The 13,564-nt window shown below is 58.3% G+C and carries 9 protein-coding genes; all 9 read left to right on the top strand.

Features of this window, described 5'->3' with window-relative positions:
• Complete coding sequence (locus H7846_RS00270) at positions 1-429, top strand: hypothetical protein (RefSeq protein ID WP_186694257.1); 429 nt, start codon at positions 1-3, stop codon at positions 427-429.
• A 37-nt stretch (positions 430-466) separates the two neighbouring features.
• Entirely contained in the window at positions 467-961 is a 495-nt protein-coding gene (locus H7846_RS00265) for a hypothetical protein (RefSeq protein WP_186694255.1), read from the top strand.
• On the top strand, positions 958-1,890 hold the full coding sequence (locus tag H7846_RS00260; RefSeq protein ID WP_255460744.1) for a hypothetical protein: 933 nt from the start codon (positions 958-960) through the stop codon (positions 1,888-1,890). Before H7846_RS00265 ends, H7846_RS00260 begins: the two co-directional genes overlap by 4 nt.
• Positions 1,891-1,934: 44 nt before the next feature.
• The gene (locus tag H7846_RS00255; RefSeq protein ID WP_186694254.1) at positions 1,935-6,509 is read left to right on the top strand and encodes a GDSL-type esterase/lipase family protein; all 4,575 of its coding nucleotides are present in this window, start codon (positions 1,935-1,937) and stop codon (positions 6,507-6,509) included.
• A gap of 149 nt (positions 6,510-6,658) precedes the next feature.
• Positions 6,659-8,113: a phage terminase large subunit family protein gene (locus H7846_RS00250; protein WP_186694252.1), complete on the top strand. Its 1,455-nt coding sequence runs from the start codon at positions 6,659-6,661 to the stop codon at positions 8,111-8,113.
• Between the two features lie 54 nt (positions 8,114-8,167).
• The gene (locus H7846_RS00245; protein WP_222597531.1) at positions 8,168-9,034 is read left to right on the top strand and encodes a HipA domain-containing protein; all 867 of its coding nucleotides are present in this window, start codon (positions 8,168-8,170) and stop codon (positions 9,032-9,034) included.
• Positions 9,035-9,038: 4 nt separating this feature from the next.
• The gene (locus tag H7846_RS00240; protein ID WP_186694251.1) at positions 9,039-9,884 is read left to right on the top strand and encodes a DUF3037 domain-containing protein; all 846 of its coding nucleotides are present in this window, start codon (positions 9,039-9,041) and stop codon (positions 9,882-9,884) included.
• A gap of 84 nt (positions 9,885-9,968) precedes the next feature.
• On the top strand, positions 9,969-11,216 hold the full coding sequence (locus tag H7846_RS00235) for a phage portal protein (protein ID WP_186694249.1): 1,248 nt from the start codon (positions 9,969-9,971) through the stop codon (positions 11,214-11,216).
• A complete protein-coding gene (locus tag H7846_RS00230) occupies positions 11,213-13,549 on the top strand; it encodes a hypothetical protein (RefSeq protein WP_186694247.1) in 2,337 nt (778 codons plus the stop codon). The genes H7846_RS00235 and H7846_RS00230 overlap by 4 nt, the downstream gene beginning before the upstream one ends.
• Positions 13,550-13,564 lie beyond the last annotated feature (15 nt).

The raw sequence follows: 13,564 nt of genomic DNA, 5'->3' as shown, positions 1-13,564 counted from the left end.
ATGACCACTCCCTTGCATGTAGTTGCGCTGCGCCGCATGACCGATGCGATGTTTTATGGCTCCGGCGCGCGTTCTGTTCTGTTACGCATTCCTGCGCCAGCGAACGCTGTCGATCCCGGAGAGCAGCTTGGCTTTGCTGCACCACAGTTTCAGGATGTTGAGCTGACTCCTGTCGTCTTCCGCTCATCGACTGCAACGATGGTCGGGGACAAAGCAAAGCGCCGCGAGCTACTGGTCTCCGCAACAGCGGTGGAAGCACTTGCCGGTTTGTTGAGCTATGGCTCAGCGAATACATTTTTCGCCTCTGCCGCGGGCGTTGTGGTCGACGATCTTCTGCTTGCGATCACCAACGTTAGCGAGCTTGAGGCTGGCGGTCTGATCTATGCCTACAAGCTCGTTCTGCGCGAACCGCCGAAGAACACGGTGTAGTTCTCTGCCCAACTCTCCATAGAAAGGATTCCATCTTATGCAACGTGCGAAGGACACGTTTTATATCGCGCTGCGCGATCGCATCGCTGCGCTGAATCCAGCGCGCACGGTGCTGGTGCGTGGTGTTACGCGGCCCGGTGTCCTGGTCGAAGAGAACGAGCTCGTCACAGCGGTTCCACTGACCGATATCTTCCGCTTGCGCTGGAATGAGACTTCCATGAACACACAGCAGACGATGCCGCTGGTCTCCATGCGCTGCGAGATCCGTTACGCTACCGCAGGAAACGCGGACAACGGAAGCATGGATCGAGGCAGGTTGATGGCAGCGATGGATGCCGAGCTTGCGGCGGCTCTTAACAAGAGCCCACAGAACACCATCAAGACCGACTACACCGCGACTCCGCCCGCTCCTATGCGGACGAACATATTTTGGAACGACGTCAACTTTGGCGCGATTACGGTCAACGGCGAACAGCTGGAACAGATAGCGACTATCGAAGTCTTCAGCTATCAGGAAGCGGGGCTGCAATGAGTACGCTTACACATTCGATTGCCCCTGTAGCGCGACGCATCCGCGCTTACTTCGCTCCAGTCAACAGAGCCACTGGAACGCCAACGCTCTTTGATGCTGCGCAGAATGGACGGTTTGCGCTCGATGTTCCTCCGGCGCCTTGGATCGATCTGGGATGGTGCGAGAACTTTCGCCGCAGCAACAACGGCGCAAAGAACGGCATCGTTGCCCTGCGTACCGGCGCACCTTCGTTCACTGCGACGCAGGTACGCACCGAATTCGAGGCAGCTGTCCAGATTGAATTCACGTGCTGGGGCAAGTTGCAGATGGCGCTCACCTGTGGGTCACAGCAGATGAACCTGCTGGCCAGCAATGGAAGCGCGCCTGTGGCTGTTCCTGTCCAGCCTGGATCGACGGCGTCGTCGCTTTTGATTGGTGCTGCCGCACCCCAGTTCTCTGTGGGAGATCTCGTTGTTGTCGATCTGGACTACACCGGGCAGACCGGCTATCTCGGTAGCGGCATCAGCGGAGCTTATCTCCTTAACTCTGCCGAGGTGAATGGCGATGTGAACTACATCCGGCGAATCTCGCTGAACGTGGGTCGCATCGCATCGATCCAGAACGGAACACTCGCGCTGGAGTCGTCTTTGTTGGCAGGAGATCCCGTTGCTGGCATGCAGGTCTCGCGGCTGGCGGGGTTTGTCGATCGCGAAGGCAGCAGCTTCTTCCAGGAGTGGTCTGCGCTCTTTGTCCATGAGGGCGAACAAGGCGACCGTGTGATCTATCACTATCCGCGCCTGCAAACCATGCAGAGTGCTGCCGAAACGATGGAGACGATCGCCGCTCCACTCGAGCGGATCAAGCTCGCCGGGGCGTTTCGCGCGCTTCCTGTTATCGATTCGAGCGATGGCGAACGCGCTTTGTGCTTCCGCAGCTATCTGCCTGCTTGAAAACGAATTGAATTCGATTCTGCCAACAAAGAAAGAGAACGACGATGAATTTACGAAGACGAGGAAGGATATTGGTTTCCATCCTGCTGGCTGTGCCTGCGATCCTTGTGCTGGTGGGCGCGAATGTTACCGCAGTGGCTCAGGTTGTAACCACGCAAGTTACAGATACAATCTATCGTGCCGATGGGACTCCCGCGAAGGGCACAGTTCTGATCAGTTGGCCTACCTTCACCACGGCCAATGGCCAACCGGTGACCAGCGGCAGTACGTCAGTGACGTTGACTTCGGCCGGTGTACTGAACACCCAACTCGCTCCCAATGCAGGTGCCAATCCTGTAGGGACGTACTACACCGTCATTTATCATCTTGACGACGGAAAGGCTGATCGCGAGTACTGGGTGGTTCCGGTCAGCCCGGCTCCAGTACACATCAGCGCAGTACGGAATGCTGTTCTGCCTACCGCTGTGGCGATGCAGACAGTCAGCAAGAGCTATGTCGATACTGCAATCGCCAACGCTGTCGCAGGTCAGCCACTGGATTCAACACCCTATATCCAGAAGACCGGCGATGCCATGACCGGCGCCTTGACGCTCGCCGGAGATCCTTCAACTCCTTCGCAGGCCTCCACCAAGAACTATGTGGACGTCAACGTCGCATCGGTGGCAAGCGGTCTTTCGCAAAAGCTCAGTGTTTTTCCTCCGGGAAACCAGACCATTGCGCAGCCTGCGGGAACACAGGTGTCAGTGAACCGGCTGAATGGCGTGCAATACGCCAGCCAGTATCAGGATGGTCGTGGAGCGAACGGAATCGCGAATGCGTTGGCCAGCCCGGACTGCGCCAGTGGCTGTGAGTTGAAGGCAGAGCAGAACTATTCCTCTCCGGAGCTCTACTATCCTTCGCGGTGGAACGACGGAACTCACATCGAGGACATGCGCGGAGGGCAGCGACGCGACAGCTATCTGAACCCCGAGAGCGTCATGGTTCCAGGCCTCGAGGCTGGACAGGTCATCAATGTTACAGCTACTCGTCCTACTGCCATGATCCATCAGACGACACGAACGCAGACTCCAGGTTCAGTTGGACTCGAGATCGATCACCAGGCCATTGCGGGCGGCTCCAATCATTTCCCAGAGAACATCGATGCTACGGTGCCCTACTTCAAGATGGGCTACAGTGCCTTGATGGTCAATGGACGCTACAACACTCAGGGCCAGCATGTGCTTGCACCACTGGATGTCAGTTGCTTCGGCGTGGGCGACTGTCTGGCCGGAGCACAATTCATCCGTTCCTTTGGTGGCTTCCGCGATAATGCCGATGAAGGAGCACATCCAATGGATTTGCAGATCCGTGAGGATCCGCGGGTCTTCACGGGAAGTTGTATCTCCGGCTGTACACCAGGCTCAACCTCTGTCGCGATTGCTCCACTGACGAATGGAGGAACCCAGGGAGACGGCCGTTATCTCATCAACACAAATCCGGCGAACGTTCTCAATGCAGGCTTGCTTATCGGAACAGGAACAAGTGGAGCGAATGCCTCGGCGTCCTTCAGTGGAACCAGCTTTCCGGTTAGCATCTTCCTTCAGCTTGCGCAGGCCGCCCCATCACAGGCCCACGATATTGCTCCGGGAACCGTGACCCTGGCCATCAATACGACGGGCCTGCCCGCAGGATTTTCTGCCAGCACCTCGTCAGCGCCCACGCAAACAGGAGTGGCCTGCGTGGCTGATCCCTCAGCGCCAAACTTTGGTTTTGAAGACTATGAGATGGCGAACTACAGTGTCGTCGATGCGACGCACCTGCAGTTCACCTTCAAACGCGCGCATGCGGCGCAGGCAACGGTTGCGATTGGAGGCCTGTGCGGCTACGGTCTGGAACAGACCGTCGATACAGCGAATGGAATCCGCCAGGTCTTTCCTGTAATCGGTTCGTATTCTTCCACCGGGCTTTACTATGCCGGAGGCTCAACTCCCATCGTGGGAGCCAACAGCAGTACTTCAGCCTTCGCGAATATTGCGCTACCGATTACGTCTGCCGTGCGCAGCGGAAATACAGTAACGCTTACGACGGCAGGCAATCTTCCTGCGGACCTCAATGGGTTGACACTTGTCATCTCTGGAATTGCAGACTCCAGCTTCAACGGCAGCTATGTTGTGACGACAACGGCGTCCAATAAGCTGACGTATACGCAGAATGGGGCGGATGGCACAAGCTCCGGTGGAACGGTTGCTCTGCTCACGGGTGGCTATGCGCTGTATCCCATGGCTGAAGTGTTAAGCGTCATGAATCCTTCGACCAAACTTGTCGATGGGCAGATGACACTTGCGCCGAACAACGTGAGCTGGGCTGCGAACGATCCAGTGGAGCAGCCACATTATTACCAGCAGAAGGTGGGCGGAGACGTTGAATATATCGGTCAGACGACTCCACGTCCTTCGTCCTACCAGATGACCGGCATACAGTACGAAGGGAACAACGGGCCAGGTCTTCAGGGATGGTTCATCAACAATGCAGTGCCGGCATCGAACTACTTCGGCAACGGAGGCACTCATACGGCTCCCGACGCAGCCTTGGTAACCAAAGGCGTCTGGCAGCGCTCGATGATTCTCGATGCGGGTGAGCGGGCCGTCTTCGCCATCCGATGTAATTCGCACGGATGCGGGCGCTGGAACTCCGGCTACAACCTCTTCGAGATGAACTCATCGGTTGGAACGGATACGATCAGCTTCGCTCCGAACACGAGCTCGCTCAACTTTAGTTTGCGCGGGACAGGGTACAGCTTCACGCCACAGGGATTTGCCGCCGGGACCATCACCGCTACAACCGTGAACGCTACAACATTAAACGGTTCGATCGCTGCCTCGCAGATCCCTGTCTTCAATGCGTCGGGAGCGAGCCATGCGCAGGGGGCCGTTCCCGATCCCGGCGCAACCGCAGGCACGACGCGCTTCCTTCGCGAAGATGGAACCTGGGCCGTTCCGCCAGGAAACGGCACAGGAGGTACGTTGCTTGCAGGCGCCACGGCGGATTACAACTTCCTGCAAGGCGCAGGCACAACCGTTGCCGACAGCACCACGAATGGAAACAACGCCACACTGTTGACTGGTGCCGCCACGCCCACGTGGACCTCGACAGGACTCTCCTTCGCAACGGCACAGGGAGTCGTGCTTCCTTCCGCACTCAACGCGACCAGGACGTTTTTTCTGGCCGTCTATATCAATCCGTTGACCGCAGGGAATCAGCCCGGCAATAGCTATCCGGTGTTGATCTCCAGTTCGATGGGAGGTAACGGATTCAACTTCATGTACCAGTCCGCGACTCCCGATGGCAATAATCTGATTCCGCAGACTTATGCTCCGCGGGTGTACACCAACGGCTATCCGGTGACCAGCGCGGCAAACTTCATCAGTGGTTTCCACGTGCTGGCTGTGACCCTCGGCTCAGGCAGCGGATCGCTGGACCGTCTTTACATCGATGGCGTTGAGGTGGCCTCATACATCAAGGAAGGAACCTCTGCCGGAGCGCAGACGACGGGCAATCTGTATCTCGGCTCAAGCGGAGTCAGTCCATGGACGACCTCTGGCTTGAACGGTGTCTTCTATCGCCTGCGCACGTATCCTACGCAACTGGCGGCGGTTGATGTGCAGACGATCAGCGCGGCGATTCGCAATGAGGTCGCCAACCGTGGAGTGGTGGTAACGCCGCAATCCATCGTTTCGGCGACTCCGCAACTCCATGCAATCGGGGACTCGATCACCTTCGGCACAGGCGCTTCAACGCCGTGGCCGTCACTGCTCTCGCTGAGCAATCAGCCAGCGTATACCACGAAGAACTGGGGCATCTATGGTGTTCTACTTCAGGCGCTCAACGGATCGGAGGCAAACCGCGTGGGACAACGCTGCCTGGCCAGCAGCGGACCTTCGGTAGCAGTAGTCTTCGCAGGAACCAACGACCTAAGCTTCGGCTTCGACGCGCCGACGACCTTTGCGGCGTTGGCCGGGGAAATTCAAACGCTGAAACAAGCCGGCTGCAAGGTCTTTGTGGGGACGATGCTTTCACGTACTGGAGTCGATGGCCGCAGCGTGCTGCTCGACAGCGACAAGAACGCCTATAACGCGCTGGTCCTGGGTAAGGCACGTCAGGCCGGGGCGGATGGCATCGTCGACTTTGCTGCGAATCCTCAACTCGGGGCAGACGGTGCTTATGCAAACACCTCGGTATTCAATGCCGATGGAGTGCATCCCAACCAGGCAGGTCAGCAGCTATTGGCGAACGCCGTCAGCAACGTGCTGAACTACACCTTTGGTTACAACGAGACGAATCCACATGTTGTTGCCGCACTGCCTTACAGCATGACGGCAGCCGACGGCGCGGTATCGCTCTCCGGATTGGCAAATGCAGGTGTGATGACGCTGCCGGACTGCACAGGACAGAGCGGCGCGATCTATCGCATCAATAATCCTCAATCGACCTACACGGTAACGGTGGCTCCTCTGAACTCCAGTCAGTTGATCAACGGGCTGGAGTTCGCGAGCGTCGTTACTGTTCCGGCAAATAGCACGCTAACGCTGCGGGATGTACCTAACCCTAAGAACGTGAGCGGCTGCCACTGGGAGATGTAATTGCTCTGAATGGAGAATATTTTGTTCTCCATTCAGAGTCTTGAACGCGATCGTATCGGTGTGGCCGGTGGTGCCGCAGATTAATTTGCGGCGCACCGGCCATCGTTTTGGGGTGGACAGGGAGAACAAAGAAGAAATGGTGGGAAGAGATGATCTGGGATGTAGCAGGAGTCTTGAAGCTGGGCGAGGAGATCCAGTCCAGCCCGGAGAGGATGATTACCGCGATTGAAGCACATATGAAGGTGCGCAACCGCAATGGCAAGGTAATTCCGCTGAAGGCCAACACGGTGCAACGCACATTCGAGCAGAAGAAAGAACGACGAAACATTGTGCTGAAGGCGCGGCAGATGGGCATCACCACCTGGGTGGCAGCGCGAATGTTTATGAAGACGATCACAACAAGCGGCACGCTGACTGTGCAGGTGGCGCAGACCCGCGAAGCTGCCGAGGGAATCTTCCGTATGGTGCAGCGTTTCTGGGAGCATCTGCCCAAGGATGCACGCGAAGGTCCGCTGCGCCGTAGTCGTGCCAATGTCGGGCAGATGTGCTTTCCCGAACTCGACAGCGAGTTTCGTATTCTGAGCGCGGACGCGACCGGAGCAGGCCGTGGACTCTCGATCCAGAACCTGCACCTGAGCGAGGTAAGCCGCTGGCCCGGCGATGCGCAGGAGACTCTGGCCGGGCTGCGCGCTGCGCTCTCCCCGAGTGGTGAGATGGTGATCGAGTCCACTCCAAATGGTGCCTATGGCTGCTTCTACAACGAGTGGAATCGCGCCGAGGCCAACGGGACCAGGCGTCACTTCTTTCCCTGGTGGATGGAGGAGGTCTATGTATCCGATCCGGTTACAGACTTCACCGATGAGGAGAAGGTGCTAGTGCTGGCGCATGGATTGAAGGACGAACAAATCGGCTTCCGTCGCGCGCTCGAGGCCAGCTATCAGGGGCTGCGTTCGCAGGAATTCGCGGAAGATGCTGTAAGTTGCTTTCGTGCAACAGGTGATTGCTATTTCGAAGTAGGGCCGATTGAGAAGCGGATTGAGCTGGCTCCGAAGCCACTGGAAATACGTCGCGGCGGTGCTCTCCATATCTGGCTGCCTCCCCAGAGCGATCGTCGTTATATCGTTGCTGCGGATACGGCGGGAGGGGGATCGGAAGGGGACTTCGCTGCTGTACAAGTGGTCGAGATTAGCACAGGGCTGCAATGCGCGGAGTTGCAGCAGCGGCTCGGCCCGCTGGAACTGGCACAAGCCGTGGCCTCATTGGCTCGGGAGTACAACAACGCGCAGATCGCTGTGGAGCGCAATAACCACGGAGCGGCCGTGCTGGCCTATCTAAGCACCGTTGAGCACTATGCGAATGTATATGAGATGGATGGTGTAGCAGGATGGCTGACGACGGCAGGCAATAAGCCGAACATGATCGCGCAGCTCGGATCGCTGCTGGTCGACTCGCCCTGGCGGTTCATGAGTCGCCGTCTGCTCGAGGAGTGCAGGACGTTTGTTCGGATGGCGAATGGCCGCACCGGTGCGGCAAATGGAGCGCACGACGATTGCGTGATGGCTATGGCAATTGCGCAGTCCGTAAGAGCAGAGATGCTCAGGTAGTTGTATAGCAACAGCAAACTCGCAACTTGTATTCTTAGCGGGGGAGAAGTTCGGTTGGCGATTCAGGCAGTACAGGCAATCCGAAGAATGCGCGGGGGGGCACAGAGCCAGCTTATGCTGGGCTCGGACAGCAAGCTGTGGGTGGTGAAGTTCCAGAACAACCCACAGCACCGCCGTGTGCTGGCGAACGAGTTCATCGTCACGCGCTTGGCTGCCGCCGCAGGGCTTACTGTTCCGGACTGCGATGTGGTCGAGGTGACGGAGTGGCTGGTCGCGAACACTCCGGAGATGACGGTCGAGCTTCCTCGTGGACTGCGGGAACGATACAGTCCGGGGCTACAGTTCGGCTCACAGTTTGTCGGCGGATTGATGCCTGGACAGGTAGTTGACTATCTTCCAGATCCGCAGCTCGACGAGGTGAAGAACCTGCGCGAGTTCGCCGGGATGTTGTGCATCGATAAATGGACCGGCAATTGTAACGGCCGTCAGGCGGTCTTCGAGCGAAGGCCACGAGAGCGCAGATACCGCGCCAGCTTCATCGATCAGGGATTTTGCTTTAATGCGGGCGAGTGGAGCTTTCCCGATTCGCCGCTGCGCGGCGTCTACCAGCGCAATCGCGTCTATGCAGGTGTGACTGGATGGCAGAGCTTTGAGCCTTGGCTGAGCAAGATAGAAGCGATGGAGGCCGATACGCTGTGGAGGATTGCCGAGCAGGTTCCGCCAGAATGGTACGGCGGCGATACGTTAGTGCTGGAACGCCTGATGGAGCAACTGCTGATGCGTAGATCACGAGTGCGCGAGCTGATCACGTCGTTTCGCGATTCGAACCGTGAGCCTTTCCCGATGTGGAACCAGACCGCGAAGGTTGTGGTCTCTCAACAATTTGCTACGGTGGCAAATGAGAGAGGATGGGTGATGTAGAGGTATGCCTGATCGTATTCAATGCGAATTCTTCCTCATCCGGTACGTGCCGGATGTGGTGAAGGGCGAGTTCACCAACATCGGCGTGGTGCTGCGTGAAGTGAATTCTCCTGCAAGTCGTGAGCCGAATACCGTGGTGCGCTTTACGCGTGACTGGAGCCGCGTGCGCTGCATGGATGCTGACGCAGATGTCGGGTTGCTGGAGTCGCTGGAGAGCGAGATTGCCGAGCGCCTGCTGCTGGGCGCTGCGGATACCAAACCAGTGATGCAACTGCTTGAAGACGCGCTTTCGAACTCCGTGCAGATCACAGAAGCGCGGGCCTCGCTGGCTGTGAACATGACTGCCGAGCTTGAGCAATTGATGCGGATGTATGTCGAGCCCCTGAAGGTGAAGCAGGAACGCAGGAAATCAGGCAGAGCAGCCATTGCAGAAGTGATGCGCGACGAGTTTGAGCGTGCGAGAGTATGGGGATTGATGCGCAAGCGGATCGCGGCTTCGACTTATACACGGCCTGGTGATCCGATGAAGATCGATTGTGGATATCGCGCCGTGCAGGGCGGGTTGATCCGAATGTTCCAGGCAGTGTCGCTTGAAGGCGATGTCGAAGCAGCCAAGAGTCTGGCGTGGTCGGCGCCCCAGCTTCGCGAAGGAGTAGAGCGCGTGGAGAACGCACGCCTGGAGCTGACCGCAGTGGTTGAAGCGGTCAAAAAGGGTAAGGAAGAAGAGGTTGAATCAGCAGAACGCTATCGCTTCGGCGTAGAGGCGATGGAGCGCGAGCAGATTCGAGTGGTTACGTTGAGCGATCTGGCTCGCGTGGCCGAGACCGCAAGGTTGGAGTTGAGAGTGTAAGCGCCAGAGAGCAGGAGAAAAGAGAAGCGGCATGGCCTTCGGGCCATGCCGCTTTGTTTTGAACTTGAATGAGGTGAACGCGAAATGAGAATTCGAGAGACAGTAAAGGATATCTGGCAAAAGGTTGCGAGCGTCGATGCCGCTGAGATCAATGCCAGCCAGGGAGACAGAAAGACCAAGGCGCTGCCTGCGATTCTCTCCCCATATCAGGGAGCGCGCGTTGGGCAGAATGCGTTGCCTAAGCCGACCCCGGCGAATCTTCGCCGGTTTGCCGAGACACCCGTGGTGCGTCGCGCCATCAATGTGGTGAAGGATAAAGTCGCCAGTATGGACTGGCAGGTTCGTATCCGTCGCGGTTACAAGATGAGTGATGTGGCGAACGCTAAGGAGCGGCTGCTGATTCTGCGGAGCGGTCTCGAAGAACCAAACGTCTCCGACAGCTTCCGCGTGCTGTGGGAGCAGGTGATCGAAGACCTGCTGGTCGGTGGATTCGGTGCGGTGGAGATGGAAACCACTGGCGATCCGGAGCGGCCTTTTCATCTGTGGGCCGTTGATGGCGCGACCATCCAGATCGATACGCGCTGGGATGGTGATCCTGCACGCCCTCGTTATGCGCAGGCGACGGGAAGATTGGGCACCGATGCGCTGATTCCGTTGCGTGATGACGAGCTGATGTATGTGCGGCTGAATCCGCGCACACATACGCCGTTCGGTCTAGGCCGGCTGGAGGTGGCCTTCGAGACGGTGAACCAGTTTCTGAGTGCGAATCGCTATGCGGGGCGGCTGGCTTCGAACTCCGTGGTGCAATATGCGCTGTGGCTGAACGAGGTGACTCCCGAGCAGCATGACCGGCTGATTCGCTGGTGGCAGGACGAGATTGAAGGCACTGGCCGCGTCCCGGTACTGAGCAGCAAAAACAAGCCCGAGGTGCTGCGCTTTGCGGGAGGTACGGACGCGGATCTTCGGCTTCAGTGGCAGGAGATGTTGATCCGTCTGATCGCGAATGCATTTGAGCTTCCGCCGATGCTGCTGGGTGTTCCCGGCGATGTGAACCGTTCTACGGCAGCAGAGCTGGCGAACGAGGCCTTTCAGAGCGCGGTGGTTCCAGTAGCGAAGCTGGTTGCCGAGCACATCACGCGCGACCTGGTCAGCAAGAAGCTGGGCTGGCGCGAGTTCGAGTTCTGTTTCAACGAGCTGGAGGGGCGTGACGAGGCGAGCGAGGCGGCGATCCAGAAGACGCTGATCGAAACGGGAGTCATGACTGTGGATGAAGTGCGGGCCATGCGCGGGCTTCCGCCGCTTACGCAGGCCAACGAGGGAGGACGTCTGTGAGGATCACGATCGACAATCTGGACGGAACAGGCGCGCGCGACTATAGCGCTGCCGTCGCCGCCGATGGCCCATTGAAGATCGAGCGTACGCTGAACGCTCCCTCGCGATGCACGGGGTTACTTGACCTAAGCGCATTGAGTCTTCCGGTTCCATCGCGGCGCGCTCGTGTGGTTGTGGCTTCGGATGCAGGCGCAGTGTTGTTCACCGGCTATCTTGCAACGGAGCCAGCGCGCATCTACGCAGGTGTGGCAACGATGGGACCAGTGCATCGGCTTGTGTTCAATGCGGTGAGCGACGAATGGCTGCTTGATAAGCAGAGCCTCTCGCCCGGAGGCACAGGGTTGAGTCAAACGGCAGGAGATCTGCTCCGCACCCTAACGGACCGAGTCGATGCCGGGTTGTTCTCAACCGATGCAGTTGTTGCAGGAGCGAAGGTCGGGGTCTTCGCTCCGAAGCAGACATCGTCGTGGTCGACTAATGCAGGCGAGATTGCCAATGCAGCGTATGCCTCGTACCGTGTGCTGAATGGAGCCGTCAGCCTGGCAACAGCGGGTGCAGTAACGCACGTGCTGAGCGATGGCGATGGCTCGCTCAATCCTGCCGCGCTGAATACGGTAGCGGTGCGCGAGTTGGCCAATGACGTAACGCTGAGCGGCGAAATGGAGCCTGCAGCGTATATCGCTGAGAGCTTCGCAGGTGATGGAACAACGAGTGTCTTCAATCTTGCTGAAGCACCGTATCGTCCAACACGGTTTACACATTCAGCTGCGAGTGCCAGTTCTTCGCAGGCGCTCTTAGACAGCTTCAACCAGGGCGTGCTGAATCCGCGCATATGGCAGATCGCCGATCCTGGCTCGTTTCTAAAGCTCACGTCAGCGGGATTGACGATGACTGGAGGCAACGGGCTCGACGGTCAGACGACGCTTACCGCCATCGATCCCATCGAGATGGGAGGAACGCTGGTGGTCGAGGCAGGCAACGTGCAGCTTGCAAGCCCGAGCACTGGAATCGTGTGCGGGCTTTATAACGGCGAGGTTGTCAGCGGGAACTGCTTTGCCGGATACAACGTGCGGCAGAGCGCTGGCACGACCGTTGTGGTTCCATTCATCAATGGCGCAGAGGTGGGAACGCCATTCACGATCCAGAACGGCCACAAATACACTCTGCGGATGCGGCTGCACTGCGTAGAGACCGAGCGTGTGTTGCAGACCTGGTCGACGATGGTCGATGGTGTGCTCGAGAGCTACGGTGGTGGTGCAGTTGCAGCACCAATGTCGTTGCTCTTCGAGTTGGTGGATGAGGGCACGGCCTCGAATACTCCGGCAATGGTGCTTTACTCCGGCGCGGTTGCGATCTCTCCGGCAAGCTGCAACTTTGCTGTTGTGAACAGCGTGGCATTGTCTGGCTCGGTGGGGTACTGCCGCATTACACAGGCGGGATCGGTGTGGATCGTCAGCACTCTGCCGGGCGGCTCACAGACAGTACGGATGACAGGAGCCGCTGGAGAGGGCGTGGACTGCATGGTCTCGCCTGCGGGAAGGATCACCTTCTTTGCGGGAAGGATTCCAGTCGCGGGTGAGCAGTTCACAGTCTTCTATCGCGGACGCAGGCGATCGGTAGCTCGACTGAGCGATGCAGCCAGCATTGCGCGAGAGAGCGCGGGTGGAGTGCCCGGCATGGCGCAGTGGATGGGCCATGTGGCCAAGCCACTCGCACGGAGTTCGGTGGACTGTGAGACCGCTGCGTTAGCCGTTCTGCGCTTTGCTTCCAGCCGGTCGGCTGCAATAGCAGGCACGTACACGATGATGAATCCCGGTGCGGACATCTGGCCTGGCGATGTACTCGCTATCGGCTCTGGTGGCGACACGTTGAAGCTGCTGGTGCGCAAGGTGGTGGTCGAAGACGGCCATGCCCGCCCCGAGCTCGCGAGCTATCACATCAGCTTTGCTAACGATTGGGCTGAGAGCCTGGGTTTGAAGCTCGCGGAGGGTGTCGCTGTCGATGCCTTGTTGCCCGAGACAGCGGCCAGCACGCCTGCAAATGTACTGGTCAACCTCCAGTCGTTGCAGGTGACCAGTGCTACAGGAACGGCATTGCAGATGGATGCAGGAATCAATCCGCCCGCGGGTGGTGGCTTCGAGGTGCGGCGACGCGACTGGGCCTTCGGTGCCGGTGTTGACCAGGACCTCGTGTTGCGTTCGCCAGTGCGGAGTTTTTCGATTCCGCGAGCAGCCCAGGTGGAGCGCTATTACGTGCGTATGTACGACAACTCGAATCCACCGGTGTATTCGCGATTTTCGAGCGCGGTCTTTACCAATCTGCCGGTCGGCTGATTACGAAAACAAAAA

Source organism: Edaphobacter sp. 4G125 (assembly GCF_014274685.1).
Taxonomy (GTDB): domain Bacteria; phylum Acidobacteriota; class Terriglobia; order Terriglobales; family Acidobacteriaceae; genus Edaphobacter.
This window is presented reverse-complemented; position numbering and strand designations above follow the sequence as displayed.

Coding starts and splice junctions, on each gene's coding strand:
- H7846_RS00270 (WP_186694257.1), top strand. CDS start 1: ATGACCACTCCCTTGCATGTAGTTGCGCTGCGCCGCATGACCGATGCG.
- H7846_RS00265 (WP_186694255.1), top strand. CDS start 467: ATGCAACGTGCGAAGGACACGTTTTATATCGCGCTGCGCGATCGCATC.
- H7846_RS00260 (WP_255460744.1), top strand. CDS start 958: ATGAGTACGCTTACACATTCGATTGCCCCTGTAGCGCGACGCATCCGC.
- H7846_RS00255 (WP_186694254.1), top strand. CDS start 1,935: ATGAATTTACGAAGACGAGGAAGGATATTGGTTTCCATCCTGCTGGCT.
- H7846_RS00250 (WP_186694252.1), top strand. CDS start 6,659: ATGATCTGGGATGTAGCAGGAGTCTTGAAGCTGGGCGAGGAGATCCAG.
- H7846_RS00240 (WP_186694251.1), top strand. CDS start 9,039: ATGCCTGATCGTATTCAATGCGAATTCTTCCTCATCCGGTACGTGCCG.
- H7846_RS00235 (WP_186694249.1), top strand. CDS start 9,969: ATGAGAATTCGAGAGACAGTAAAGGATATCTGGCAAAAGGTTGCGAGC.